The organism is Duganella kummerowiae, assembly GCF_053572355.1.
This window is the reverse complement of the sequence record NZ_JBKFEH010000010.1, coordinates 197,712-222,919: the sequence shown is the minus strand read 5'-3', so window position 1 is coordinate 222,919 and position 25,208 is coordinate 197,712. Positions and strand designations below refer to the sequence as shown.

Annotated in this window: 24 protein-coding genes and 1 pseudogene; 20 read left to right on the top strand and 5 right to left on the bottom strand. The window is 66.0% G+C overall.

Going from position 1 to position 25,208, the window contains the following annotated elements; genetic code table 11:
- Positions 1-2: 2 nt before the first annotated feature.
- Both rph and ACLB1G_RS14615 read right to left on the bottom strand, forming a co-directional pair.
- Entirely contained in the window at positions 3-737 is a 735-nt protein-coding gene (gene rph, locus ACLB1G_RS14620) for a ribonuclease PH (protein ID WP_491627952.1), read from the bottom strand.
- A 99-nt stretch (positions 738-836) separates the two neighbouring features.
- Positions 837-944: pseudogene (locus tag ACLB1G_RS14615) on the bottom strand (serine/threonine protein kinase); the annotation flags it as partial.
- An 88-nt stretch (positions 945-1,032) separates the two neighbouring features.
- On the opposite strand from ACLB1G_RS14615, the gene ACLB1G_RS14610 reads away from it, so the two are divergent.
- The 6 genes from ACLB1G_RS14610 (at position 1,033) to ACLB1G_RS14585 (ending at position 6,736) form a co-directional block, all read left to right on the top strand.
- Positions 1,033-1,923: a YicC/YloC family endoribonuclease gene (locus ACLB1G_RS14610; protein WP_491627951.1), complete on the top strand. Its 891-nt coding sequence runs from the start codon at positions 1,033-1,035 to the stop codon at positions 1,921-1,923.
- Between the two features lie 108 nt (positions 1,924-2,031).
- Positions 2,032-2,427: a nuclear transport factor 2 family protein gene (locus ACLB1G_RS14605; protein ID WP_491627950.1), complete on the top strand. Its 396-nt coding sequence runs from the start codon at positions 2,032-2,034 to the stop codon at positions 2,425-2,427.
- Between the two features lie 91 nt (positions 2,428-2,518).
- Complete coding sequence (locus ACLB1G_RS14600; protein ID WP_491627949.1) at positions 2,519-3,316, top strand: DUF72 domain-containing protein; 798 nt, start codon at positions 2,519-2,521, stop codon at positions 3,314-3,316.
- A gap of 81 nt (positions 3,317-3,397) precedes the next feature.
- Entirely contained in the window at positions 3,398-4,036 is a 639-nt protein-coding gene (gmk, locus tag ACLB1G_RS14595; protein ID WP_491627948.1) for a guanylate kinase, read from the top strand.
- A 19-nt stretch (positions 4,037-4,055) separates the two neighbouring features.
- On the top strand, positions 4,056-4,259 hold the full coding sequence (gene rpoZ, locus ACLB1G_RS14590) for a DNA-directed RNA polymerase subunit omega (protein ID WP_005665923.1): 204 nt from the start codon (positions 4,056-4,058) through the stop codon (positions 4,257-4,259).
- A 383-nt stretch (positions 4,260-4,642) separates the two neighbouring features.
- Entirely contained in the window at positions 4,643-6,736 is a 2,094-nt protein-coding gene (locus ACLB1G_RS14585) for a RelA/SpoT family protein (protein ID WP_491628222.1), read from the top strand.
- 60 nt (positions 6,737-6,796) lie between these two features.
- Here ACLB1G_RS14585 and ACLB1G_RS14580 read toward each other — a convergent pair whose 3' ends face one another.
- Together ACLB1G_RS14580 and greB are read right to left on the bottom strand one after the other, a co-directional pair.
- A complete protein-coding gene (locus ACLB1G_RS14580) occupies positions 6,797-7,696 on the bottom strand; it encodes a hypothetical protein (RefSeq protein ID WP_491627947.1) in 900 nt (299 codons plus the stop codon).
- A 3-nt stretch (positions 7,697-7,699) separates the two neighbouring features.
- Positions 7,700-8,266: a transcription elongation factor GreB gene (gene greB / locus ACLB1G_RS14575; protein WP_491627946.1), complete on the bottom strand. Its 567-nt coding sequence runs from the start codon at positions 8,264-8,266 to the stop codon at positions 7,700-7,702.
- Between the two features lie 108 nt (positions 8,267-8,374).
- Here greB and ACLB1G_RS14570 point away from each other — a divergent pair, with 108 nt between their 5' ends.
- The 11 genes from ACLB1G_RS14570 to ACLB1G_RS14520 all read left to right on the top strand — a co-directional run bounded on the left by ACLB1G_RS14570 (position 8,375) and on the right by ACLB1G_RS14520 (position 20,830).
- Entirely contained in the window at positions 8,375-9,556 is a 1,182-nt protein-coding gene (locus tag ACLB1G_RS14570) for a sensor histidine kinase (protein ID WP_491627945.1), read from the top strand.
- 11 nt (positions 9,557-9,567) lie between these two features.
- Complete coding sequence (locus ACLB1G_RS14565) at positions 9,568-10,215, top strand: response regulator (protein WP_491627944.1); 648 nt, start codon at positions 9,568-9,570, stop codon at positions 10,213-10,215.
- Between the two features lie 147 nt (positions 10,216-10,362).
- Positions 10,363-11,919: a GGDEF domain-containing protein gene (locus ACLB1G_RS14560; protein ID WP_491627943.1), complete on the top strand. Its 1,557-nt coding sequence runs from the start codon at positions 10,363-10,365 to the stop codon at positions 11,917-11,919.
- Between the two features lie 359 nt (positions 11,920-12,278).
- Positions 12,279-13,817 carry a flagellin N-terminal helical domain-containing protein gene (locus ACLB1G_RS14555; protein ID WP_491627942.1) on the top strand — a complete coding sequence of 513 codons (1,539 nt, stop codon included), beginning with the start codon at positions 12,279-12,281 and terminating at the stop codon, positions 13,815-13,817.
- Between the two features lie 91 nt (positions 13,818-13,908).
- Complete coding sequence (locus ACLB1G_RS14550; protein WP_491627941.1) at positions 13,909-14,286, top strand: flagellar protein FlaG; 378 nt, start codon at positions 13,909-13,911, stop codon at positions 14,284-14,286.
- A 223-nt stretch (positions 14,287-14,509) separates the two neighbouring features.
- On the top strand, positions 14,510-17,194 hold the full coding sequence (gene fliD, locus ACLB1G_RS14545; protein ID WP_491627940.1) for a flagellar filament capping protein FliD: 2,685 nt from the start codon (positions 14,510-14,512) through the stop codon (positions 17,192-17,194).
- 17 nt (positions 17,195-17,211) lie between these two features.
- Entirely contained in the window at positions 17,212-17,646 is a 435-nt protein-coding gene (fliS, locus tag ACLB1G_RS14540; RefSeq protein ID WP_491627939.1) for a flagellar export chaperone FliS, read from the top strand.
- A 5-nt stretch (positions 17,647-17,651) separates the two neighbouring features.
- A complete protein-coding gene (locus ACLB1G_RS14535; protein WP_491627938.1) occupies positions 17,652-17,981 on the top strand; it encodes a flagellar protein FliT in 330 nt (109 codons plus the stop codon).
- A gap of 14 nt (positions 17,982-17,995) precedes the next feature.
- Entirely contained in the window at positions 17,996-19,726 is a 1,731-nt protein-coding gene (locus tag ACLB1G_RS14530) for a flagellar hook-length control protein FliK (protein ID WP_491627937.1), read from the top strand.
- Positions 19,719-20,069 (top strand): EscU/YscU/HrcU family type III secretion system export apparatus switch protein, encoded by a 351-nt coding sequence (locus ACLB1G_RS14525; protein ID WP_491627936.1) that lies wholly within the window; start codon positions 19,719-19,721, stop codon positions 20,067-20,069. The genes ACLB1G_RS14530 and ACLB1G_RS14525 overlap by 8 nt, the downstream gene beginning before the upstream one ends.
- Positions 20,069-20,830 (top strand): flagellar brake protein, encoded by a 762-nt coding sequence (locus ACLB1G_RS14520; protein WP_491627935.1) that lies wholly within the window; start codon positions 20,069-20,071, stop codon positions 20,828-20,830. The genes ACLB1G_RS14525 and ACLB1G_RS14520 overlap by 1 nt, the downstream gene beginning before the upstream one ends.
- 314 nt (positions 20,831-21,144) lie before the next feature.
- Here ACLB1G_RS14520 and fliE read toward each other — a convergent pair whose 3' ends face one another.
- Positions 21,145-21,498, bottom strand: coding sequence for a flagellar hook-basal body complex protein FliE (gene fliE, locus ACLB1G_RS14515; protein ID WP_491627934.1), 354 nt, complete (start codon positions 21,496-21,498; stop codon positions 21,145-21,147).
- 224 nt (positions 21,499-21,722) lie between these two features.
- On the opposite strand from fliE, the gene fliF reads away from it, so the two are divergent.
- The 3 genes from fliF to ACLB1G_RS14500 are packed head-to-tail and all read left to right on the top strand — an operon-like array spanning position 21,723 to position 25,207.
- Positions 21,723-23,459 (top strand): flagellar basal-body MS-ring/collar protein FliF, encoded by a 1,737-nt coding sequence (gene fliF, locus ACLB1G_RS14510; protein WP_491627933.1) that lies wholly within the window; start codon positions 21,723-21,725, stop codon positions 23,457-23,459.
- Positions 23,452-24,450, top strand: coding sequence for a flagellar motor switch protein FliG (gene fliG, locus ACLB1G_RS14505; RefSeq protein ID WP_491627932.1), 999 nt, complete (start codon positions 23,452-23,454; stop codon positions 24,448-24,450). Before fliF ends, fliG begins: the two co-directional genes overlap by 8 nt.
- Entirely contained in the window at positions 24,443-25,207 is a 765-nt protein-coding gene (locus ACLB1G_RS14500; RefSeq protein WP_491627931.1) for a flagellar assembly protein FliH, read from the top strand. The genes fliG and ACLB1G_RS14500 overlap by 8 nt, the downstream gene beginning before the upstream one ends.
- The last annotated feature ends 1 nt before the right edge of the window (position 25,208 follow it).

Below are 25,208 nucleotides of genomic sequence, written 5' to 3'. Positions count from 1 at the left end.
GATCAGCCCTCCAGTCCCAACGCCTGCTTCTGCAGCTTGACCAGGTCGGCAATGCCGGCCTGGGCCAGGTCCAGCAGGCGGTTCATGCCGGCGCGGTCGAAGGCCGCGCCCTCGGCCGTACCCTGCACTTCGATGAAGTGGCCGGCGTCGGTCATGACCACGTTCATGTCGGTGTCGCAGCCAGAATCCTCGACATAGTCCAGGTCCAGCACCGGCATGCCCTGGTATACGCCGACCGAGATCGCGGCCACGAAATGCTTGAGCGGGATGGCCGGCACCAGGCCGCGCTCCACCAGCCTGGCGAAGGCGTCATAGGCCGCCACCATGGCGCCGGTGATGGACGCGGTGCGGGTGCCGCCGTCGGCCTGGATCACGTCGCAATCGATGTGCAGGGTGCGTTCACCGAAGGCTTGCAGGTCGAAGGCGGCGCGCAGCGAGCGGCCGATCAGGCGCTGGATTTCCTGGGTGCGGCCGGACTGCTTGCCGCGCGCGGCCTCGCGGTCCATCCGGCTGTGGGTGGAGCGCGGCAGCATGCCGTATTCGGCCGTCATCCAGCCCTGGCCCTTCCCCTTCAGGAAGCCCGGCACCTTTTCCTCGATGCTGGCGGTGCAAATCACCTTGGTGTCGCCGCATTCGATCAGCACCGAACCCTCGGCGTGCTTGGTGTAGTGGCGGGTCAGGCGCACGCTGCGCAGGGCGTCGACGGCGCGGCCGCTGGGGCGGGATTCAAAGCTCATGGTTATCCTGTCAAAAAGTTCAGCGGGCGCTGGCGGCCGCGCGATCAGCGCGCATCATAACATTGCCCCGCACTGCGACAGTCCCGGCAGGGCGGGCAGATATACGAGGTAAACAATACTGAACCCACCGCCCGTAATTTTCTTTACAATGCAATATCCAGCAACTTCCAGACCATCTGGCAGGGGGGCGTTGTTTTTTGCAGCCAAGCTTTGCTCGCCTAGCCTGACCCGATAGTGTGGATAAACCACTGTTTTGTAAAGATAAAATCGGGGATATCCATTGAGCATTTCCAGCATGACAGGCTACGCGGTTGCCACAAGCGAAAGCGCGGCGGGCACCCTGACGATCGAAATCAAGAGCGTCAATTCCCGTTTTCTTGATCTCCAGTTCCGCATAAACGACGATTTACGCGCGCTCGAACCCGATTTACGGTCCGCCATCATGGCGGCCATTACCCGCGGCAAGGTGGAGCTGCGCCTCAGCTTTGGCCGCAAGGCGGCCGCCGCCGGCACCCAGGCGCTGAACCAGCCCTTGCTGGCGGAATTACAACGCTTGCAGCAGGAAGTGAGCCAGGTATTCGCTGATGCGCCGCGCATGACGGTGGCCGAGCTGCTGCGCTGGCCGGGCGTGATCGAGGAAGCGGAGATTGCCCAGGATACCCTGCAGGCCGACGTTGCCGCCCTCATGAAGCGCACCTTGGCCGCCTTCGTCACCAGCCGCCAGCGCGAGGGCGCGGCGCTGGAAGCCATGCTGACCTCGCGCATCGACGCCATGGAGCAGATCGTCAAGCGCATTACCCCGCTGATCCCGCAAGTGGTGTCGGCCTTCCAGCAGAAGGCGGTGGAACGCATGCAGGATGCGCTGGGCCTGGCCTGCCAGGGCAACAATTCCTCGCTGTCGCGCCAGGACGCGCTGGAACGCATCCGCCAGGAAGTGATCCTGTACGGCATCCGCATCGACGTGGCCGAAGAACTGGGCCGCTTGTCGGCGCACCTGGCCGAAACCCGCCACATCCTGAAGAAAGGCGGCCAGGTCGGCAAGCGCCTGGACTTCATGATGCAGGAGCTCAACCGCGAAGCCAACACCCTGGGCGCCAAGGCCTCGGTCAAGGAGCTGGCTGACGCGTCGATGGAACTCAAACTGCTGATCGAGCAGATGCGGGAGCAGGTGCAGAACCTGGAGTAAGCCCCATTATCCATGCGGCTGTATGAAGTATTCAGATTCAACACCTTTATCCACCTAACAGGAAAGCATACAGTGGAGGCACTTCTTCCTTTTTAAGAGAGTGCCACCATGAAAACCGCTGCCCAACTGCTCCATAGCTACCTCGCCAACATCCAGTCCCCCGCCGACGCCGCCGCCCTGTTTGCCGAGGATGGCGTGCTGGAGCTGCCTTCGCTGTCCTCGCTGGGTATCAACGCGCGCGCCGTTGGTCCGGCTGCCATCGAGGCCTTCATTGCCGGCCTGCTGAAAAGCGTGCCGGACTTCCGCTTCCACGACATCCAGCTGCTGATCGAAACCCCGGACCAGGTGTTCGGCGAATACAGTGTCGAGGCCAAGGTGCTGTCCACCGGCAAGACCTACAAGCAGACCTACGCCGGCCGCCTGGTGGCCGCCAACGGCAAGATACAGCTGCTGCGCGAGGCGCTCGACACCCACGCCGCCTACCTGGCCTTCTCGCCGGCCTGAACGCGGGTAAACGTGCCCGCGCTAACGTGCGCCGCGCTAACGTGCGCCGCGCCGTCCGGGTTATCATCCCTGCATCACAAGGGAGGCGCGGATGGCGAAAGCGGGCGTGGTGCGGGTGGGCATAGGCGGTTGGGATTTCGCCCCCTGGCGCGAGACCTTCTATCCCAAGGATGTGCCGCAGCGCCGCGCGCTGGAATATGCCAGCCGCCAGGTCAGCAGCATCGAAATCAACGGCACCTACTACCGCAACGCCAAGCCCGAGCACTTCGCCTCCTGGGCCGCGCAGACGCCCGACGACTTCGTGTTTTCCGTCAAGGCCAGCCGCTACGCCACCAACCGCAAGGTGCTGGCCGAGGCCGGCGAGTCGGTGGAGCGCTTCATGGCGTCCGGCCTGGAGGAACTGGGCGTCAAGCTCGGCCCCATCCTGTGGCAGCTGGCGCCCACCAAGCAGTTCGACCCGGACGACCTGGCCGCCTTCTTCGCCCTGCTGCCCGCCAGGCTGGGCACGCGCAAGCTGCGCCACGTGCTCGATACCCGCCACGATTCCTTCATGTGCGAGGAGTACGTCAAGCTGGCGCGCAAGCACAAGGTCGGCACCGTGTTTACCGACTCGCCCAAGTTCCCCTCCTATGCAGACCTCACCGGCGACTTTGTCTATGCCCGCCTGATGGACGCCAGGAGCGACATCGTCAGCGGCTACCCGCAAGCCGAGCTGCAACAATGGGCGCGGCGCGCCAGCGGCTGGGCCGCTGGCCAGCCGCCGGACGACCTGCCGCAGGTGGCCAGGGCGGGCGCGGCCAAGGCCCGCGATGTCTATGTCTATTTCATCAACGGCGCCAAGGAACGCGCCCCGGCCGCCGCGCAAGGCTTGATCGGCCTCCTGTCCTGACAGTGGCAAGCGCTCGTTGCTCTTGGTAAAATACGCCTTTGGGCGACGCCTGGCGCTGCCTGTTCATTTGGAAAGTTAATCATGAGCCAACCTAACGCCTTCTCGGGCAGCCTGTTCATGGTGGTGGCGCCCTCGGGCGCCGGCAAGTCGACCCTGGTCAACGCCCTGCTGGCCCAGGAACCGGCCATCAAGCTGTCGATTTCCACCACCACCCGCGCACCGCGTCCGGGCGAGACCCACGGCAAGGAATACTATTTCACTACCGTCGAGGACTTCCAGGCCCGCGTGCAGGCCGGCGAATTCCTGGAGTGGGCCGAGGTGCATGGCAATTACTATGGCACCTCGCGCATCCGCGTCGAGGAGCAGATGAAAAGCGGCACCGACATCCTGCTGGAAATCGATTGGCAGGGCGCGCGCCAGGTGAAAAAGCAATTCCCGCAGGCGGCCGGCATCTTCATCCTGCCGCCCTCGATTGCCGCGCTGGAAGAGCGTTTGAACAAGCGCGCCACCGACGAACCGCACGTTATCACACGCCGTCTGCTGGCGGCCGGCGGCGAAATCGCCCACGCCCCGGAGTTCGAGTATGCTATTATCAACGAAGAATTTTCGGTCGCCCTGTCCGAGCTGACGGCGATCGTGCGAGCGGCCCGCTGCCGCTTCGCGCAGCAGGCGGCCCGCAACGCCTCGCTTTTCGCCCAACTGGGTATCCACGCTGAATAATGAGATTTAGGAGTAACTGATGGCCCGTATCACGATTGAAGATTGCCTGAAAAACGTACCGAACCGTTTCCAGCTGACCCTGGCCGCCACCTACCGCGCCCGCCAGCTGCTGCAAGGCCACACCCCCAAGGTCGAAGCCAAGGACAAGCCGACCGTGGTGGCCCTGCGTGAAATCGCGGCCGGCAAAGTCGGCCTGGAAATGCTGAAAAAGGTGCCCATGTAAGGTGGGACCGGCGTTCCTGTAGTGTGTTTTGGTGCGGACGGTAGCAGCAGCTCTTGCCCTCGGGTAGTATGGAACCCTACACACTGCGACGGAACGCAACACGTATGAATCATCCTGCCGACCAGACCATCACCGGCAAACCCGCCAGCGCGGACAAGCGGCCCTCCACGGGCCCGTCGGCGCAGGTGAACGGCGCGTCCAGCGCCGGTCAGGTCGCGCCTGCTTCACCCTCTGCACCAGTATCCGCCGCCCCCGCCTCGCAGCCCACCACGGCGCCCGTCGCGCCCATCACGCCCGTCATTTCGACTTCGCCGCTGGCCGCGCCCACGCTGACCGCCGGTGTCGCCTCGGTCACCCACCTGACCGAGAAGCTGGCCGAGTACATGCCGGCCGCCGACCTGAAAAAGGTCAAGGAAGCCTACCGCTTCTCGGACGAGATGCACCTGGGCCAGCTGCGCAAGTCGGGCGAGCCGTATATCTCGCACCCGATCGCGGTGGCCGAGATCTGCGCCGACTGGAAGCTCGATGCGCAAGCCATCATGGCGGCCCTGCTGCATGACGTCATGGAAGACCAGGACGTCAAGAAGGAAGAGCTGATCGAGCGCTTCGGCGCCCCCGTCGCCAACCTGGTGGACGGCCTGTCCAAGCTGGAGAAAATCGAGTTCCAGAGCCAGATCGAAGCCCAGGCCGAGAACTTCCGCAAGATGCTGCTGGCCATGGCCTCGGACGTGCGGGTGATCCTGATCAAGCTGGCCGACCGCCTGCACAATATGCGCACCCTGGACGTGATGGCGCCGGCCAAGAAGGCCCGCATCGCCGGCGAGACCATGGAAGTGTACGTGCCCATTGCGCACCGCCTGGGCCTGAACAATATCTACCGCGAGCTGCAGGACCTGTCCTTCGAGCACCTGCACCCGCTGCGCTTCCGGGTGCTGGGCAAGGCTGTCAAGGCGGCGCGCGGCAACCGCCGCGAGGTGGTCAAGAAAATCCTGGAGTCGGTCACCAACACCCTGGCCATGGCCGGCATTCCGGCCGAAGTCTACGGCCGCGAAAAAACCCTGTACGGCATCTACAAGAAGATGCGCAACAAGCACCTGTCGTTCTCGCAGGTGCTGGACGTGTACGGCTTCCGCGTGGTGGTGGACAGCTTCCCCAACTGCTACGTGGCGCTGGGCACCCTGCACTCGCTGTACAAGCCCATGCCGGGCAAGTTCAAGGACTACATCGCGATCCGCAAGCTGAACGGCTACCAGTCGCTGCACACCACCCTGATCGGCCCCTACGGCACCCCGGTGGAATTCCAGATCCGCACCCAGGAAATGCACCGCACCGCCGAATCCGGCGTGGCCGCGCACTGGCTGTACAAGAACACCGACGCCAACATGAGCGACATGCAGCAGCGTACCCACGCCTGGCTGCAGTCGCTGCTGGACATCCAGCAGCAGACCGGCGACTCGGCCGAGTTCCTGGAGCATGTCAAGGTCGACCTGTTCCCCGACTCCGTGTACGTGTTCACGCCGAAATCGAAGATCATCGCCCTGCCGCGCGGCGCCACCCCGGTCGACTTCGCCTACGCCATCCACACCGGCATCGGCGACCACACGGTGGCGGTCAACATCAACCACGAGGCATCCTCGCTGCGCACGGAGCTGCGCAACGGCGACATCGTCGAGATCATCACCGACACCAGTTCGCGCCCCAGCCCGGCCTGGCTATCCTTTGTCCGCACCGGCAAGGCGCGCTCGGCGATCCGCCACCACCTGCGCACCATCAACCTGCCGGAGTCCATCGTGCTGGGCCGCCAGCTGCTGGAACAGGCGCTGTCCAGCCTGGGCATGCAGGCCGAGCTGGAAGAACACCTGACCGAGCGCCTGCTGAATGAATCGAGCGCCAAGTCGCTGGACGACCTGTACGCCGACATCGGCATCGGCAAGCGCATGGCGGCCCTGGTGGCGCGCCACATCTTCGGCCTGCGCGGCGGCGAATCGGCCAGCGCGCCGGTGGACCACAACAGCGCGGCCGAACTCGATCCGGTCACCATCTGCGGCAGCGAGGGCGTATCGGTGCAGCTGGCCCAGTGCTGTTTGCCGATCCCGGGCGACTCCATCATCGGCCAGCTGCGGCGCGACCAGGGCCTGCTGGTGCATACCCACGACTGCACCGTGGCCAAGCGCCAGAAGGTCAAGGAGCCGGACCGCTGGATCGCCGTCAAGTGGGGCACGGAACTGAACCGCCGCTTCGACAGCCGTATCAAGCTCTTGATCAACAACGAGAAGGGCATCCTGGCCCGCGTGGCCGCCGAGATCGGCGAGTCGGACGCCAACATCATCTACGTCGGCATGGACGAGGACAAGGAACACGTTCTGCACCAGCTGCGCTTCACCATCCAGGTCAAGGACCGCGTCCATCTGGCCGGACTGCTGCGCAATGTGCGCCGCGTGGCCGGCGTCAACCGCATACAGCGCGAACGCGGCTAGCGCGCGGCCGCGCGTATTCCCGCACTGCACACCCTGTGCCGGCGCGGCCATGGCCGCGCCTCACGCGAACGGGTCGTACCAGTACGATTTGATGGACAGGGGCGTCTGCGGCGTCAGGAAGGGATTGGCTAGCCTGAACAAGCGCCGCTGGCGCAAGCCGCTGCGGGCAATCACAGGATCGTAGTATGCGTGGAAGATGCGGTCGAAGCGGCCGTCCGCGGCCAGCTGCTGCATGCCGTATTCGAGACGCTGCGCCAGGCGCGGCTGGCCTGGCGGCAGGAAGAAATAGCGCGGCAGCGGGAGGTACAGCAGCAGGCTGCGCTCCACCGACAACGCCGGAAACGCCGCCACATGGGCCTCCTGCTCGAACCAGGCTTCGTCCAGCGCGCGCGGGAAATAGGCAAAGCGCTGTGCCGCCAGCATGCTGTGCAGGCCGGCCGAGGAATTGCCCTCCACCACCTTGAAGCCGGCCGCCGCCATCACGGCCGTGGAGCTCCACTGGCGGCCGCCGCCAAAGCTCACCTTGCGCAGCTGGGCCAGGCTGCGGATGGCGCTGAACTCGGCCTGGCGGCGGCCGTCGATCAGGCCTATGCGGTAGCCGGTCACGCCCTTGTCGATAGGAATGCGCACTGCCAGCAGCTCACGCTCCCACTGCGCCGACGTGACCTGGGCCGCCAGGTTCACCAGCCCGCCCCTGCGGATTTCCTGCAACAGGCGGTCGCGCTCCATGCGGATGGGCGCCTGGCGCAGCTCATACGGTCCATAGCGCGCCCAGGACGCGTCCAGCGCGGCGCGCGCCAGGGCGCTGACATGGCCGGCGTGGTAGGCCGATTTGTTCGATTGCGGATCGATCAGGTACAGGTCGGGCTGGCCTGCCGCCCGCACCACGGCCGGCGCCGCCAGCACGGCCGCCAGCACGCGCCGGCGCTGCGGGCACGGTGGAGCCGCCGGCGTTGTCATGGCTCAGTCCGCCGCCGGGGGCGGGTAGCTGACTTCCAGTATCTCCAGCTCTTCCAGCCCGTGCGGCGCCTGGAAAGTGATCACATCGCCCTCGCGCGCCTTGGTCAGGGCGCGCGCCACCGGCGCCACCCAGCTGATCTTGCCGTTCAGCGGGTCCAGCTCGTCGATGCCGACGATGGTGATGGTGCGCTGTTCGCCATGCTGGTTGGCGTAGGTGACGGTGGCGCCAAAGAACACCTGGTCGCTGCCGTGGTGCAGGCTGGGATCGACCACGGCCGCCAGGTCCAGGCGCTTGGTCAGGAAGCGGATGCGGCGGTCGATCTCGCGCAGGCGGCGCTTGCCGTAGATGTAGTCGCCATTTTCCGAGCGGTCGCCGTTGGAGGCGGCCCAGTGCACCACCTTCACCACTTCCGGGCGCTCGACATCGATCAGCTGCAGCAGCTCATCCTTGATGCGCTGGTAGCCGGACGGGGTGATGTAGTTTTTCGAGCCGGGCGGTATCGGCGGCGCCAGGTTGGCGCCATCCTCATCGTCGTCCTGCTCCGATTCTTTGACGAAGGCTTTGTTCATCGCCCTATTGTAACGGCTACCCGCGGCGTGGAACAGACGCTAGCGTGCGGCCCCGGCCGGCGTCGATTTCACGTATCATGCTGCCAGACAGACAAGACCAGACCACGCATGAATGCCGAGCCCTCCCCCGACCAGCCGGGCGAACTGCAAGCCCAGCTGCAGGCGCTGCAGGCCCGCTTCGACGCCATCGTCACCAACACGCCGGGCCTGGTGTATCAGTTCGTGCTGCACGCCGACGGCCATGTCAGCTTCCCCTACCTGAGCGACGGCTGCCAGGCCCTGCTGGGGCTGACGGCGGCAGAGCTGCACGCGGCGCCCGAGCGCTTCCTGGAACTGATCCTGGTGGATGACCGCAAGTCCTACCTGGACGCCATGCTGGCCTCGGCCGCCGCGCTGTGGAGCTGGAACTGGGAAGGCCGGATCTGGGTCGATGCGTGGAAGGACGTCAAGTGGATCAACCTGCGCTGCACCCCGCACAAGCTGCCCGACTGCCAGGGCGGCGGGGTGCGCTGGGACGGCATCATGACCAACATCACCGAAAGCCGCCAGGAACAGGAGGAGGCGCGCCGCTCGCGCGCCCGGCTGGCCGAGCTGACCGCCCACATCGACAAGGTCAAGGAGCAGGAGCGCACCCGCATCGCGCGCGAGATCCATGACGAGCTGGGTGGCAACCTGACCGCCATCAAGATGGCCCTGGCCATGCTGGGCGCCCGCCTCGACCAGGGCGATGCCGCCCTGCAGCAGAAAGCCGCCTACGTGGACCAGCTGGTCGACCGCACCATCGAGGCCGTGCACCGCATCTCGCTCGACCTGCGCCCGCCCCTGCTGGACTTCGGCCTGGTGCCGGCGCTGGAGTGGCAGGTGCGCGAATTCCAGCAGCAGACCGGCCTGACTTGCAGCTTTACCGCCAACCGGCGCGAGATCGCCCTTGATCCGGACGTGGCCACGCCGCTGTTCCGCATCGCCCAGGAAGCGCTCACCAATATCGCCAAGCACGCCCACGCCAGCCAGGTCCAGGTGAAGCTGGCGCGCACCCGCCAGCAGATCAGTCTGAAAATCAGCGACAACGGCGGCGGCGTGTGGCAGGCCGACCGCGTCAAGCCGGGTTCGTTCGGCATCCGCGGCATGGCCGAACGCGCACGCGCCCTGGGCGGCACGCTCGCGATCAGCCATGCGCCCGGCGGCGGCACCGTGGTCACCGTGAAAATCAGGCTGGAGGACGAGCAGCCCTTCTTGGCGGGCGCCGCTGGCGCTACAATAGCAAAAGAGAACATTTCTCTATTGAAATAATAAAACCCACCATGAGCGAAAAAGCCATCATCAAGGTCTTCATCGCCGACGACCATGCCATCGTGCGCGAGGGCTTGAAGCAAATCCTGGCCGAAACGCGCGACATCGTCGTGGCCGGCGAGGCCGAGAACGGCCTGGACGCCGTCAAGCTGTTCCGCAAGTCAGACTGCCAGGTGATGCTGCTCGATATCTCGCTGCCGGACCGCAACGGCATCGAGGTGCTCAAGCAGATCAAGAAGGAAAAGCCGGACCTGGCGGTACTCATGCTATCCATGCACCGCGAGGACCAGTACGCGATCCGTTCGCTCAAGTCCGGCGCGGCCGGCTACCTGACCAAGCAGAGCGCGCCGCGCGAGCTGGTGACCGCCATCCGCCAGGTGGCCGGCGGCCTCAAGTACATAAGCGCCGCCCTGGCCCAGGAGCTGGCCAACCACGTCGGCGAGGACCATGAAGCGCCGCTGCACGACTCGCTGTCGGACCGCGAATACCAGACCCTGACCATGATCGCCTCCGGCAAGACGGTAGGCGCCATCGCCAAGGAATTGTCGCTGTCGGTCAAGACCGTCAGCGAGTACCGCGCCCGCCTGCTGGTCAAAATGAAACTCAAGAACAGCGCCGAGCTGACCCATTACGCGATCAAGAACCAGCTGATTGAATAAGGCGCTATAGTAGCGGCTGATGGCGCCGCCGGCCCGGCGAAGTTTCATAACGGAAAGTTGCACAGGCTTTCCGCCCTTTATCGGGGCATGGCGCGCCGCACGGCTCGCCTATCATGTCGGCAGTCAGTCCTAACGAGAAGACCGTCCATGTCCAGCAAACCCACCTCTCCCGCCGACATCGCACGCGAAGCATTCCGCACCCTGGCCCTGCGGCGCGTCGCCCCCACCCCGGAAGCCTACCGCGAGATCTACGACGAGATCGCCGGCCTGCCCCCGCCGGCGTCGGCGGCGGCCGCCGATCCGGGTCCGGAAACGGTGCTGGGCCAGCTGGCCGGGCGCCTGGCCGACGGTGGAGGCGAGCTGGGCGACTATGGCCGCCGCTTCCAGCGCGCCATCAAGGCGCGCGACTGGGACAGCTACGCCAGGGCCCTGGTCCAGCTGGTCGAGCGCCAGTCCGCCGCCCCGGCCCGCAAGGGCATCGAATTGGCGCCCGGCGACGACGACACCAGCCGCACCCTGCGCGAACTGCTGAGCCGCACCCTGGGCTACGCCGTGGCCTCGCTGCTGAGCGGCGCTCCGGCCCTGGCGGCCGAGGCCGAGGCCCTGGGCGCGGCCACCAAGGTGGCCCACAGCGAGGAAGCGCTGGCTGAGATCGCCACGCGCCTGAAGCAGCTGTGCTTCCAGATCGAATTGCGCAGCGGCGACACCGGCGAGACCCAGGAATTGCTGCTGCGCCTGTTCAAGCTGCTGCTGGAGAACGTCGGCGAACTGCTGGACGACGACAGCTGGCTGCGCGGCCAGATCGAGTCGGTGCAGCAGCTCATCAGCGGCCCGCTGGACGTGCGCGCCCTGGAAGACGCCACCCGCAGCCTGAAGGACGTGATCTACAAGCAGGGCCAGCTCAAGCACAGCCTGTCGGACGTCAAGCTCACCGTCAAGAACATGATGATGACCTTTATCGACCGCCTCGGCCAAGTGGCGGCCTCGACCGGCGATTTCCACGCCAAGATAGGCGGCTACTCGGAAAAGATCAGCCGCGCCGACAATATCACCGAACTGAACCAGATCCTCGACGAGGTGCTGCGCGAAACCCGCATCGTCCAGGGCGAAGCCCTCAAGGCGCGCGACAACATGATGGCGGCGCGCCAGGAAGTGCAGGATGCCGAGGCCCGCATCCACGCCCTGGAAGCCCAGTTGCAGCACATGAGCGAGCTGGTGCGCGAAGACCAGCTCACCGGCAGCCTGAACCGGCGCGGCCTGGACGACGTGTTCGAGCGCGAGACGGCCCGTTCCGACCGGCGCGGCACACCCCTGTGCATCGCCCTCCTGGACCTGGATGACTTCAAGCGCCTGAACGACACCTACGGCCACATCGCCGGCGACGCGGCCTTGAAGCACCTGGTCAAGATCGTCAAGGACACCCTGCGCTCCATGGACGTGATCGCCCGATTTGGCGGCGAGGAATTCCTGATCCTGATGCCGGAAACCACGGTGGAGGCGGCCTCGGCCACCATGACCCGCCTGCAGCGCGAGCTGACCAAGCATTTCTTCCTGGCCGATAACGAGAAAGTCCTGATCACCTTTTCCGCCGGCGTGGCCCTGCGCCGGCCCAATGAGGACCAGGGCGAACTGGTCAAGCGCGCCGACAAGGCCATGTACCAGGCCAAGCAAACCGGCAAGAACCGCGTAGTGGTGGCCGATTAAAAGGACGTTTCAACATCACCATGGCGTGGTTGCAGCTCCTGGCCACGTTGATGTTGCCCCCCCAAGCGAAAGCGCTTGCCGTTTTGACAGCAAAGCTCGGCCCTACCGGGCTTTTTTCATGCCCGCTTACGCATTAAAATAATTTTTTTTAGCCCTAAAGTATCGTTTTCCGCGGCCGACTAAGCGGGATGCGTGCGCCGGAGTTTAGGGCCAAAAAATAAAATTTAGCCAGATTTTCTCCCTCAATTTTCCCGTGTGGAAACCGTTACCAGTTTCAACAGCGGTTTGATTGTCTCGGAACAGCGAGGCAGACCAAAGTGAAATGAGCAAGTCGCCCAATCTAAGTCTGGAGAAACATCATGGCACAAACCATCAACACCAACATCGCTTCGCTGAACTCGCAACGTAACCTGAACAGCTCGCAAGCAGCCCTGTCCACCTCGCTGCAACGCCTCTCGTCCGGCCTGCGTATCAACAGCGCCAAGGATGACGCCGCCGGCCTGGCGATTTCCGAGCGTTTCACGTCGCAGATCCGCGGCAACCAGCAAGCAGCACGCAACGCCAACGACGGTATCTCGCTGGCGCAAACGGCTGAAGGTGGTTTGAGCACCGCCGGCGACCTGCTGCAGCGTATCCGCGAACTGGCCGTGCAATCGGCCAACGGCACCAACTCCGATTCCGACCGCGCCTCCATCCAGGGCGAGGTGTCGGCCCTGTCGCAGGAACTGGACCGTGTCGCCAACACCACCCAGTTCAACGGCCAGAACGTGCTGGACGGTTCGCTGACCGCGGCCCAGTTCCAGGTCGGCGCCAACTCGCACCAGACCATCAACGTGGGCGTGCAATCGGCCAAGGCTTCCGACATTGGCAACAACACCCTGGCTTCGTCGTACGGCAATACCGCCTCCTCGATCGCCACCTCGGTCACCGGCACCGCCAACAACGTCACCGCCCAGACCCTGACCTTCACCTCGGGCACCGGCACCACCACCACGGTGGACGTGAAACTGGGCGACAGCGCCAAGCGCATCGCCGCCAACGTCAACGCCCTGAGCAGCTCCAGCGGCGTAAAAGCGACCGCCAGCACCACCGCCACCCTCGCCGGCCTGGGCGGCACCACCGGCACCGCCGACGGTTCCGTGCAGTTCACCCTGCGCGGCGACAACTCGGTGGAAAACGACGCCAACTCCACCGCCGTGACCATCTCGGCCAAGGTGAAAGGCGGCGACCTGTCGGCCGTGGCCCAGGCCATCAACGCGCAGACCGGCACCACCGGCATCAGCGCCGCGATCAAGCTGAACACCACCACCAACCAGAAGGAACTGCAACTGAGCAATTCTTCCGGCGCGGACATCCAGATCACCAACACCAACGGCGCCTCCGACGACGCCCTGGCCGCCGCCACCCTGGCCGGCGCCACCCAGCCCGCCAACGGCTCGGTCGCCGCCGTGCCGGGCGCGGCCCTGGCAGTGGGCACCGGCAGCATCACCGTCGGCGGCCACCTGGACTTCTCCTCCGACAGCGGCTTCACCCTGTCCTCGACCAGCACCGACATCGTGGCCGCATCGACCGGTTCGGACCTGCAGTCGGTGTCCAAGATCGACGTCAGCTCGGTGGACGGCGCCAACAAGGCCCTGCAAACCATCGACTCGGCCCTGAACCAGATCAACAGCAACCGCGCCGCCCTGGGTGCCATCCAGAACCGTTTCAATTCGACCATCTCGAACCTGCAAACGACCACGGAAAACCTGTCGGCATCGCGCAGCCGCATCCAGGACACCGACTTCGCTGCGGAAACCGCGTCGCTGACCCGCGGCCAGATCCTGCAGCAGGCCGGCACCGCCATCCTGGCGCAGGCGAACTCGCTGCCGAACGGCGTGCTGTCGCTGCTGCGTTAATCAAGACCATGAGGTAAGGATCGCAGATCCGTACTGACCGGCTCCCCGGCTGTCTTGAAGGCGGCCGGGGATTTTTCGCAAAGGAAGCATCATGACTATCGATTCCATAGGCTCCGCCGCGCTGCGCCCCGAACGCAGCGCCGCCCCCGTCGCGGACACGGCCCCGGCCGCGTCCAGCGCCCGGGCCCCGGCCACCGCCCTGGAGACGGCCAACGCCGTTACCGGGGCCGGCGCCGCGCACACCGCGGATCAGGTCGATGAAGCGGTTGCACAGCTGAACCAGGCGGCCCAGGCCAAGTCCCAGGGCGTCGAGTTTTCGGTCGACAAGGACACCAAGATGACGGTGGTGAAGGTTGTCGATCAGGAAACCAAGGAAGTGCTGCGGCAAATGCCCACACCGGAGGCGCTGCGCATTGCCAAGGCGCTGGACGCCAGCGCCAAGGGTTTGCTGATCCAGCAAACCGCCTGAGCCGCCCCGGCGGCGCACCGGGGGCGTGCCTGCCGGCGCCTTCCAGCGGCGCGCCGCCCCTCCTCCATCCATGGCAAGCTCATGCCGTGGGCCGATGCCGCGCCCGCGCGCCGCTCCGCAACCGATGCGCGCAGTCCCCGAACTGGCCGGTATTCCCCCCTCTCAAGTCCTGTTTGATTCTGCCGATATTGGCTTATATTATTGCTTTACACAGGAGTGACACGTGGCCAGTATTTCCTCCCCCGGCGTAGGCTCCGGCATCGACGTCAACACCATCGTCAGCAAGCTGATGGCGGTGGAGTCCGCCCCGCTGGCGGACTATGACAAGCAGTCGGCCAGCTACCTGTCGCAAGTGTCGGCCTTCGGCAACCTGTCCTCGGCCCTGAGCAGCTTCCAGGGCTCGCTGTCCGGCCTGACCTCGCTGTCCGGTTTCCAGACCCTGACCAGCACGCCCAGCGACGCCAGCGTGATCACGGCCAACGCCACCAGCTCGGCCACGCCGGGCACCTACCGGGTCAACATCACCCAGGTGGCCCAAGCCCAGAGCCTGGCTTCGGACGGCTTCAAGGCCACCACCTCGGCCATCGGCGTGGGCGGCAAGACCACCATCAACTTTTCGCTCGGCACCACCAGCGGCGGCGCCTTCGGCCTGACCGGCGCCCAGCTGGGCGCCAGCCTGCTCAGCTCCGGCCTGACCCCGGGCGCCCTGACCATCAACGGCACCGCCATCGCCACCGACGGCGGCACCCGCAGCGCGCGTCTGCTGGCCGACGCCATCAACGCCAAGAGCAGCACCACCGGAGTCTCGGCCACGGTGGCCGCAACCCAGACCTCGGCCACCCTGTTCGGCAGCGGTGGCGCCAGCTCCTTCGGCGACATCGACACCAGCGGCGGCGGCACCTACACCCTGACCGTTGGCGGGGTCGAGATCGCCAGCCAGGCGGCCGGCGTGGCGGCCGGCGCCGGCGTCACGGCGGCCGCGATCGACACCGCCCTGACCGGCAACACGGCGGTCACGCGCGCGCTGGCCGACGCCAACATTACTTTCACCGGCAGCGCCGCCGATGGCACCCTGCGCTTCAGCAATGCGGACGGCAACAACATCACCGTTGCCGAGGGCGTCTCGGGCGCGGTCACCGGCGGTGTCGGCAACAGCGGCACGGCCAACACCGGCTCCACCACCACGGCGGTCAGCTCGATCTCGCTGGTGTCGGCCGACGCCAGCCCGATCACCGTGGGCGGCAGCAATCCGACCGCGGCCGGCTTCACGGCCGGCACCGGCGGCGCCTACATCGGCGCCAGCTTTACAGCCGACGCCGACCGTACCAGCGGCAACATCGTGATCGACAGCACCAACAACACGCTGCAAGGCATCATGGCGGCCATCAACAAGGGCAATTTCGGGGTCACCGCCACCATTGTCTCGGACGGCTCGACCGGCACCAGCGCCACGCCCTACCACCTGGTGCTGACCTCGACCGCCACCGGCGCCTCGTCCACCATGAAGATCACCCTGTCCGGCTCGGACGGCGCCGATCCCGATCCCGACCTGGTCAAGCTGCTGGGCTACGATCCGGGCGGCGCCCAGAACCTGGGCCAGAAGGCAGCGGCCATGGACACCAAGGGCACCGTCAACGGCATTGCCGTGACCAGCTCCAGCACCAGCATAGGCGGCGCCATCGAGGGCGTGAGCATCAGCGCGCTCAAGGTGGGCAGCTCCAGCCTGACCATCGCCAAGGACAGCGCCTCGCTGACCACCTCGGTCAACGGCTTCGTCAAGGCCTACAACGATTTGCAGACGCAGATCAGCTCGCTCACCTCCTACGACGCCAGCACCAAGACCGGCGGCCCGCTGCTGGGCGACTCCACCGTGCGCAGCCTGCAGGCCGCGATCCGGCGCCAGCTGTCGGAATCGATCACCGGCCTCAAGGGCAACCTGACCAACCTGTCGCAGATCGGCATCTCGTTCCAGAAGGATGGCACGCTGACCCTGGACAGCACCAAGTTCAACAAGGCCATCACGGACAACTTCAACGACATTGCCGGCCTGTTCGCGGCGGTCGGCAAGAGCACCGACAGCAACGTCAAGTTCGTCAGCTCGACCTCGGCCACCAAGGCCGGCGACTATGCCATCGACATCACCCAGCTGGCCACCCAGGCCAGCATGACCAGCACCAGCCCGCTGGCGGCCGAGACCGTCATCGACGATGACACCACCTGGACCGTGACCCTGAACGATACCTCGCCCAGCACGGCCGCCAACACCGCCACCATCAGCCTGCCGGCGGGGCGCTACACGCCCAGCCAGCTGACCACGCTGCTGCAATCGACCATCAACGGGGTCAGCGCCTTTTCCTCGGCCGGCGCCACGGTGGCGGCCACCCTGAACGACGACGGCACCATCAAGCTGACCTCGAACAAGTACGGCTCCAAGTCCAACCTGACCCTGACCAGCGACACCGGCACCGCCGTCTCGGCCATCTTCGGCAGCGCCACGGCCAGCACCGGCGTGGACGTGGCCGGCACCATAGGCGGCTACTCGGCCACCGGCGATGGCCAGACCCTGAGCGGCGCGGCCGGCGCCCCCACCACGGGTCTGAAGCTGACCATCACCGGCGACACCATCGGTTCGCGCGGCACGCTGGGCTTCTCGCAGGGCTATGCCTACCAGCTCAACACCCTGGCCGGCAATTATCTGGGAGGCAGCGGCTACATCGCCAGCCGCACCACCGGCCTGAACAAGTCGGTCAACGATATCGCCAAGAAAAAGGAAGAGTTCAACGACCGCCTGACCGACATCGAAGCCCGCTACCGGGCACAGTATTCGGCGCTCGACACCTCGATCGCCAGCATGAACACCACCGCGTCCTTCCTGACGCAGCAGTTCGCGGCCCTGTCCAAGAGCTGATTAACCCGGAGACCATTATGTTCGGAACCCGACAAACCGGCGTCAACGCCTATGCCAAGATAGGCATGGAAACGGGCGTCGCCGCCGCCAGCCCGCACAAGCTGATCGTGATGCTGTTTGACGGCGCCCTGCAGGCGCTCAACGCGGCCCTGTTCGGCATGCGCGAGAACAATATCCCGGAAAAGGGCAAGGCCCTGTCCAAGGCCATCATGATCATCGACAGCGGCCTGCGGGCCAGCCTGGACAAGAAAGCCGGCGGCGAGATCGCGGAAAGCCTGGACGCCCTGTACGAATACATGAGCGGCCGCCTGCTGACGGCCAACCTGAAGAACGATCCGGCCATCATCGAGGAAGTGCAGCGCCTGCTGACCGAGCTGCGCGACGCCTGGAACGCCATCGCCGACACCCCCGCCGCGCGCGGCGCCCGCCCACCCCAACTTGCCAACGCCTGATGTCCATGATGACTAGCCAAGAAATCCTCTCCGTGTACGGCGCCATGGCCGAGCTCACCGACCAGATGGTGGGCGCCGCCACCGACAGCGACTGGGACCGCCTGGTGCAGCTGGAGCAGCGCTGCGCGGCCCATGTACAGCTGCTGCGCGCCCAGGAACCGGCCGCGCCCATGCAGGGGGAGGAGCGCGAGCGCAAGCTGGCCCTGATACGCCGTATGCTCAATGCGGACCGCCAGATCCGCGACCTGACCCTGCCGTGGATGGCCCAGTTGTCCAAACTGATCAACAGCACCGGCACCGAGCGGCGCGTCATCAACGCTTACGGTAGCGTCTGACACTGGCCGGCGCCATGATCCCGCCGCGCCTGGACGCGACCGTCGCGCCGGCCACCCCGGCCGGCCAGGCCATCCCTGCGGCGGACGGGCGCCAGGCGGCGCTCCAGCGCGCCTTGTCCAGCCTGGTCGGGCTAAGCGTGCCGGCCCAGGTCATGTCCAAGCTGCAGGATGGCAGCTACCTGGTCAAGGTGGCCGACAATGCCGTGCGCATGCAGCTGCCGGCCGGCACCGAGGTCGGCGCCGAGCTGCCGCTGACCGTGATCGCGGCCAGCCCGCGCCCCACTTTCCAGCTGGGCGGCGCCCGCCCGCCGGGTACGCCGCCGCTGGTGTATTCCGACGCTGAACCGGGCCTGCTGCTGCCTTCGCAGGAGCAGCCTGCCGGTTACGTGCCGGGACGCCAGCCCGCAGCCGGACAGGCAGCCCAGCCGGCTACCGGCCAGCCCGGCGCGGCGGGGCCCCAGCCGGGCGCGCAGGCAGCCGGCGAAGGGCCCGGCGCCGCCACGGGCGGCAGTGGCCAAGCCCTGCCGCAAGGAGCCTTGGGCAGCCAGCCCGGCGCGGGGGGCGGCCCCGCCCAAGCTGGGGTCCAGAGCGGGGCCCAGCCTGGCGCCGCTGCTGGCCAGGCAGCCAATCCGGCGCCAGGCCAAGCCGGGCATCAGGCTGCCAATCCAGCTGCCAACCCAGCTGCCACCCCGGCGCCGAATTCCCACCCCAATCCAGCGGCCAGCCAGGCCGCCAATCAAGCCGCCAATTCGGCCGCCAATCCGGCGCCGAATCAAACCGCTAATCCGGCGGCCAGCCAGGCCGCCAATCAGGCGCCCACGCCAGGCGCCCATCCGGCAAGCGGCGCGGCTGCCAATCCGGCCACGCCCCAGGGCGCCAGCCCCGGGGGCGGCGCGCTATCGGCAGGCCCGCAGGCTGGCGGCGCCGGCAACGCGGCGGCGGCCGCCCGGCCGCCCAGCCCGGGTGCCCTCCTGCTGGCCCGGGCGCCGCTGATACCGGCCAGCGAACTGCCCATCCTCAGCCCCAACACCCCGCTGCCCACCCTGAGCAGCGCGGCGCAAGCGCTGAGCACGGTACTGACCGCCAATACGCCGGGTGCAGCCGCCGTCCTGACTGGCAAAACCCCGCTGGTGCAGTCCGGCGCCCCCGATCCCGGGCAGCTGGCCCAGACCCTGAAGGACACCGTGGGCCACAGCGGGCTGTTCTACGAATCCCACGTCACCGACTGGGTCAAGGGCGAGCGCAGCCTGGCCGATCTGGCGCGCGAACCGCAGATGCAGCGCCTGGCCCAGGGCGGCGAGGCGGCCGCGCGCGCCGCCGGCCCCGACCTGTCCTCGGCACAAATGATCAACATGCAGCTGCACGCCCACGAGCAATCGCGGGTGCAATGGCACGGCGAAGCCTGGCCAGGCCAGCCCATGCAGTGGGAAATCCGGCGCGACCAGCGCCAGGGCGGCGGCGGCCGCCAGCAGCAGGCCGAGGATGAACCCCAGGTCTGGCGCAGCGGCGTGCGCTTCCGCTTTCCCCTGCTGGGCGAGGTGGCGGCCGCCGTCACCCTGATCGGCGAGCAGGTCCACATCCAGGTCCAGGCCGGCAGCGGCGACAGCGCCCAGACCCTGCGTGCCTGGGCCGGAAGACTGGAGCAGGCCCTGGCCGCCGCCGGCGCCCCGCTGGCCTCGCTCAGCATAGGGCAGGAGCAGCCTCCGGAAGCGGCGTCGACGGGCGCGGAGCACGGCCATGGCTGAGCAGCCGCCGCGCCACCGGCCGCCGCAGGAAGCGGTGGCCCTGGCCTACCAGGCCGGCACCATGGCGCCCAAGGTGGTGGCCAAGGGCCGCGGGCTGGTGGCCGAGCAGATCATCGCGGTGGCCGAGGAAGCGGGCGTGTATGTGCACGAATCGAAGGAATTGGTGTCCTTGTTGATGGACATAGACCTCGACAAGCAGATTCCGCCCACCCTCTACCGGACAATTGCGGAACTGTTGGCCTGGCTATATCATATTGAATCGGCCAAGAAATCTGGATTGCCTCTGCCCAAGCCTCCGGACACCAGCCACCCCCTCGAACAAGAACAAGACGAAGCTTCCTGATGGACTCAAATCTGCAAGATGTGCGTTTGGAAAACTGGCACGACTTCGAAGTCGAGTCACGCAGGGAGATCATCGCCCTGCTGCGCGCCATCGGCGAGAAAAACCAGCTGATCCGCATGCTGATACAGGGCGAGGCCGATGTCTGCGTCACCACCATCGTGCACGTGGACGAGGCCAGCAACAGCGTGCTGCTGGACTGCTCCATCAACCAGGAGCAGAACCTGCGCGTATTGCAATCGCGCCGGCTGTCGTTCGAGACCTCGCTGGACAAGATCCGCATCCTGTTCGCGGCCGAGAAAGTGGAAAGCGCCACCTTCGAGGGCAATCCGGCCTTCCGCATCGCCATCCCGCCTTCGCTGATACGGCTGCAGCGGCGCGAGTTCTACCGCATGCCCACCCCGGTCAGCAATCCGGTGCGGGTGGTAATACCGCTGCCGGCCGAGCTGGGCGGCGGCAGCACCGGCTTCCCGCTGGCCGACATCAGCTGCGGCGGCATCGCCATCCTGGACAACAAGCGCATCCTGGGCGACACCATAGGCAAGAATTACACGGATTGCCGCATCGAGCTGACCGACAGCGCCATCATCGAGACCTCGCTGCAGATCCGCAACTCGCTGGACCTGACCCTGCTCAACAACAAGACCAACCGCCGCCTGGGCTGCCAGTTCGTGGACATGAAGCGCGGCGCCCTGAACCTGGTACAGCGCTACATCACCCGCCTGGAACGCGAGCGCAACGCGCGCATCGCCGGACTGAACTAATTGCCAGCTCACTATGGGCTGCCGCTTTCGCGGCAGCGACGGCGGCGGCTGCACGTCGCTGCCGCGCGCGCGGCAGCCCATGCCGAAGCAGCGTACAACCAGCCTCAACTAAGGCTTGTTCAAAGCGCCCAGGGCTAGGCGTCCGCGCCGAAGACAGTGCGCCTGCACGGCGAGGCGCGGCAACGACCCCATGGGCGCTTACCGGCCTGAACCAAGGCTTGTTCAAAGCGCCCAGGGCGAGGCGTCCGCGCCGAAGACAGTGCGCCTGCACGGCGAGGCGCGGCAACGACGCCATGGGCGCTTTGAACAAGCCGCTACACCTGCATGTTCATGATGTCGTGGTAAGCCTGCACTAATTTGTTGCGCACCTGCACCGTGGCCTGGAAGGCAATGCTGGCCTTCTGCCCGGCGATCATCACGTCCGACAGGCTGACGCTGTCATCTCCCATGGAAAACTTCTTGCCCAGCTGGTCGGCCTGCACCTGGCTGGTGTTGACCGCATCCAGCGCAGTCTTCAACGCATCGCCAAACTCCACCTTGGCGGCAGCGGTCTCGGTCTGCACCACCGGCGGGGTGGCCTGCGGCCGCGTGGCGTGCGCCTTCAACTGGGCAATCATGGCCTGGATCTGGCTGCTATCGATGCCCCCATTTATGCCACCTGTCTTCATTCTGCGACTCCAAATATTGCTTAAACGGAATGAAAAGCCCCTACTCCGCCACGCCGGAGTTACAATAGGGAAAGGCCTTTCTCAGTGCTAGCAGAATAACAAGCAGCGCGCCACCCCGCTGGGCCGAGCAGGCCGGTAAACGCCGCTCTGTTCCAGTGATGGCGAACTATGTTGCTGACCGATAATATGTTCCATCATCCTCATCCTGTTCCCGGAACACCATCATGGCCGTAGCCGAACCTATCGTAAATGAGCCCGTCGACGATGCCGACGGCGAGGAAAAGCTGCCCTTCCTGCAGTCGCCGATGGGCAAGATCTTCGTGCGCGCGGGCGGCGCGGCGGCCATCATTGCCGTGCTGGTGGCGCTCTACCTGTGGAACAAGCCGCCCGAATACGCGGTCCTGTTTTCCAACTTCACCGACCGCGACGGCGGCGCCATCACGGCCGAGCTGGACAAGCAGAACATCAAGCACAAATTCTCGGAAAACGGCCAGGCCATCCTGGTGCCGGCCGAGCAGGTGCACGACATCCGCCTGAAACTGGCGGCCCAGGGCTTGCCCAAGGGCGGCAACGTAGGCTTCGAGCTGATGGAAAACCAGAAGCTGGGCGTGTCCCAGTTCCTGGAACAGGTCAATTACCAGCGCGCCCTGGAAGGCGAGCTGGCGCGCTCCGTGCAGTCGCTGGCGGCGGTCGAGAATGCGCGCGTGCACCTGGCCCTGCCCAAGCCGTCCGTATTCGTGCGCGACCAGCAGAAGCCGACCGCCTCGGTGCTGGTCACCCTGCATCCCAACCGCATGCTGGACCCGCAGCAGGTCGGCGCCATCGTGCACCTGGTAGCGTCCAGCGTGCCGGAGCTGCTGCCGGCCAACGTCACCGTGGTGGACCAGGCCGGCAACCTGATTTCGGACCAGAACAAGAATGGCAATGGCGGGCTGAACGCGAAGAACATGGACGCGACCCAGCTCAAGTACGTGAAGGACATGCAGACCCAGATCATCAAGCAGGTCGAGTCCATCATCAACCCCATCGTGGGCGAGGGCAATGTGCGGGCCGAGGCCACCGCCGACGTCGATTTCTCGCAGATGGAGCAGGCTGCCGAGACCTACAAGCCGAACTCGCCGCCGGCCGCCTCCGCCATCCGCAGCCAGCAAAGCAGCGAAACCAATGGCAACGCCAACGGCAACAACCCGGGCGGCATTCCGGGCGCCCTGTCCAACCAGCCGCCCGGCACCGCCACCGCGCCGCTGACCAACACCGCCCTGCCCGGCACGGCGCCAGTCCCCGGCACCCCGCCCGGCGCCGCCGCCACCGGCGCCGCCGCCGGTCCCTCCCACAAGGAATCGACCACCAACTACGAGGTCGACAAGACGGTGCGCTACGAGACGCGCGGCATGGGCGCGCTGCGCCGCCTGACGGTGGCGGTGGTGGTCAACTACCGCCGCATCGTGGACAAGGATGGCAAGGTCACGGTCAAGCCCTATACTGCGGAAGAGATGGCCAAGATCAACGACCTGGTCAAGCAGGCCATGGGCTACAACCAGGAGCGCGGCGACGCTGTCAGCGTGGCCAATTCCCCGTTCGACGGTGTCGACAAACCGTTCGAGCGCATGGACTGGTGGCGCGACCCGGCCAACCTGCCCATGGCCAAGGAACTGGCCAAGTTCCTGATCACGGCCCTGATCCTGCTGTACATCTTCCTGCGCATCGTCAAGCCCATGATGCGGCCCGTGTTCAAGAAGATCGACGAGATCAACGCGCCGGAGCCGGAACCGGAACCGGAGCCGGAACCCGTCATCGAGGAACCGGACGAGGCCCTCATTGCGGAAGAAGAATTGCGCAAGATGGAAGAAAGCACCCAGCGCACCTACCGCGACAACCTCGCCATGGCCAAGAAACTGGCTGCCGAGGATCCGCGCATCGTTGCCAACGTGATCAAGGAATGGATAGGCGCAAATGACTGAGAACACCGGACTACAGAAGGCGGCCATTTTAATGCTGGCCATGGGCGAGAGCGAAGCGGCCGAGGTCATGAAATTCCTGGGACCGCGCGAGGTGCTCAAGCTGGGCGCGGCCATGGCCACCATGAAGAACGTGCCGCACGAGCAGGTGGTGGGCACCCTGGACGACTTCCGCGACATGGTGGCGGCCGCCTCCACCGTGGGCCTGGATTCGGACGAATACATCCGCCAGGTGCTGACCAAGGCGCTGGGCGACGACAAGGCCTCGGTGCTGCTGTCGCGCATCCTGGGCGGCAAGGACGCTTCCGGCATCGAATCACTGAAGTGGATGGACGCCCAGTCCGTGGCCGAGCTGATACGCAACGAGCACCCGCAGATCATCGCCACCATCCTGGTGCACCTGGAGCGCGACCAGGCCTGCGAAATCCTGGGCAATTTCACCGACCGCCTGCGCAACGACGTGGTGCTGCGCATCGCCACCCTGGACGGGGTGCAGCCGGCCGCCCTGCGCGAGCTCAACGACGTGCTCACCAAACTGCTGTCCGGCAACGAAAACATCAAGAAATCCACGCTGGGCGGCATCCGCGCGGCGGCCGAGATCCTCAACTTCATGAGCGGCGAGCAGGAAAACTCGGTGATGGACAACATCAAGAACTACGACAACGACATGGCGCAGAAGATCATGGACGAGATGTTCGTGTTCGACAACCTGATCGACGTCGACGACCGCGGCATCCAGCTGCTGCTGCGCGAGGTGCAGTCCGACATGCTGATCATCGCGCTCAAGGGCGCGTCGCAGGAACTGCGCGACAAGATCTTCAGGAACATGTCGGCGCGCGCCAGCGAGATGATGCGCGAGGACCTGGAATCCAAGGGACCGGTGCGGCTGTCCGAGGTGGAAACGCAGCAGAAACAGATATTGCAGATCGTCCGGCGCCTGGCCGATGAAGGCCAGATCGTGCTAGGCGGTAAGGGTGAGGATTCGTTTGTCTAATTTACCGAAACAGCAGCCGGCCTACCAGCGCTGGGAAATGACCTCGTTCGGCGACAACCGCCCGAGCGCGGTGGCCCAGCGCGAGGCCGAGGAACGCGCGCGCGAAGCGCAGCGCGCCCAGGAGCTGCTGGAGCAGCGCATGCAGGAAGCCCTGGCGGCCCAGCAGGAACAGATGGAAATGGGGCCGGCCGCGCCGCTGCCGCCCGAGTATCCCACCGTGGAGGAACTGGAAGCCATCCGCGAGGAGGCCCGCCAGTCGGGCCACGCCGAGGGCCACGCGGAAGGACTGGAAGCGGGCCGCGCCGAGGCGCAGGAAGCGGGCAGGAAAGCCCTGGTGGCCGAACTGGAACCCATGCGCGCGCTGGTGCAAAGCTTTTCCGCGGCACTGCAGGACGCCGACCAGGCCATCGCCGCCGACGTGCTGGAATTGGCGCTGCAGCTGGCCAAGGGCATGCTCAAGCAGGCCTTGCAGGTCAAGCCCGACCTGATCGTGCCCATCGTGCGCGACGCCATCAGCTACCTGCCCGTGGTGCAGGCCCCGGCCGTGCTGATGCTGCACCCGGACGACGCCCCGATCGTGCGCGAGGCCATGGCCGACGAACTGGACAAGGGCGGCTGGCAACTGGCCGAGGACGCCACCGTGGGCCGCGGCGGCTGCAAGGTGGACACCGCCAGCAACCAGATCGACGCCACCGCCGCCGCCCGCTGGCAGCGCCTGACCCACGCCCTGGGCAAGGACGTGGACTGGCTGGCCTGAC

Excerpts from the sequence above, each read along its gene's own strand:
- rph (WP_491627952.1), bottom strand. The coding sequence starts at position 737 with ATGAGCTTTGAATCCCGCCCCAGCGGCCGCGCCGTCGACGCCCTGCGC.
- ACLB1G_RS14610 (WP_491627951.1), top strand. The coding sequence starts at position 1,033 with ATGACAGGCTACGCGGTTGCCACAAGCGAAAGCGCGGCGGGCACCCTG.
- ACLB1G_RS14605 (WP_491627950.1), top strand. The coding sequence starts at position 2,032 with ATGAAAACCGCTGCCCAACTGCTCCATAGCTACCTCGCCAACATCCAG.
- ACLB1G_RS14600 (WP_491627949.1), top strand. The coding sequence starts at position 2,519 with ATGGCGAAAGCGGGCGTGGTGCGGGTGGGCATAGGCGGTTGGGATTTC.
- gmk (WP_491627948.1), top strand. The coding sequence starts at position 3,398 with ATGAGCCAACCTAACGCCTTCTCGGGCAGCCTGTTCATGGTGGTGGCG.
- rpoZ (WP_005665923.1), top strand. The coding sequence starts at position 4,056 with ATGGCCCGTATCACGATTGAAGATTGCCTGAAAAACGTACCGAACCGT.
- ACLB1G_RS14585 (WP_491628222.1), top strand. The coding sequence starts at position 4,643 with ATGCCGGCCGCCGACCTGAAAAAGGTCAAGGAAGCCTACCGCTTCTCG.
- ACLB1G_RS14580 (WP_491627947.1), bottom strand. The coding sequence starts at position 7,696 with ATGACAACGCCGGCGGCTCCACCGTGCCCGCAGCGCCGGCGCGTGCTG.
- greB (WP_491627946.1), bottom strand. The coding sequence starts at position 8,266 with ATGAACAAAGCCTTCGTCAAAGAATCGGAGCAGGACGACGATGAGGAT.
- ACLB1G_RS14570 (WP_491627945.1), top strand. The coding sequence starts at position 8,375 with ATGAATGCCGAGCCCTCCCCCGACCAGCCGGGCGAACTGCAAGCCCAG.
- ACLB1G_RS14565 (WP_491627944.1), top strand. The coding sequence starts at position 9,568 with ATGAGCGAAAAAGCCATCATCAAGGTCTTCATCGCCGACGACCATGCC.
- ACLB1G_RS14560 (WP_491627943.1), top strand. The coding sequence starts at position 10,363 with ATGTCCAGCAAACCCACCTCTCCCGCCGACATCGCACGCGAAGCATTC.
- ACLB1G_RS14555 (WP_491627942.1), top strand. The coding sequence starts at position 12,279 with ATGGCACAAACCATCAACACCAACATCGCTTCGCTGAACTCGCAACGT.
- ACLB1G_RS14550 (WP_491627941.1), top strand. The coding sequence starts at position 13,909 with ATGACTATCGATTCCATAGGCTCCGCCGCGCTGCGCCCCGAACGCAGC.
- fliS (WP_491627939.1), top strand. The coding sequence starts at position 17,212 with ATGTTCGGAACCCGACAAACCGGCGTCAACGCCTATGCCAAGATAGGC.
- ACLB1G_RS14535 (WP_491627938.1), top strand. The coding sequence starts at position 17,652 with ATGATGACTAGCCAAGAAATCCTCTCCGTGTACGGCGCCATGGCCGAG.
- ACLB1G_RS14530 (WP_491627937.1), top strand. The coding sequence starts at position 17,996 with ATGATCCCGCCGCGCCTGGACGCGACCGTCGCGCCGGCCACCCCGGCC.
- ACLB1G_RS14525 (WP_491627936.1), top strand. The coding sequence starts at position 19,719 with ATGGCTGAGCAGCCGCCGCGCCACCGGCCGCCGCAGGAAGCGGTGGCC.
- ACLB1G_RS14520 (WP_491627935.1), top strand. The coding sequence starts at position 20,069 with ATGGACTCAAATCTGCAAGATGTGCGTTTGGAAAACTGGCACGACTTC.
- fliE (WP_491627934.1), bottom strand. The coding sequence starts at position 21,498 with ATGAAGACAGGTGGCATAAATGGGGGCATCGATAGCAGCCAGATCCAG.
- fliF (WP_491627933.1), top strand. The coding sequence starts at position 21,723 with ATGGCCGTAGCCGAACCTATCGTAAATGAGCCCGTCGACGATGCCGAC.
- fliG (WP_491627932.1), top strand. The coding sequence starts at position 23,452 with ATGACTGAGAACACCGGACTACAGAAGGCGGCCATTTTAATGCTGGCC.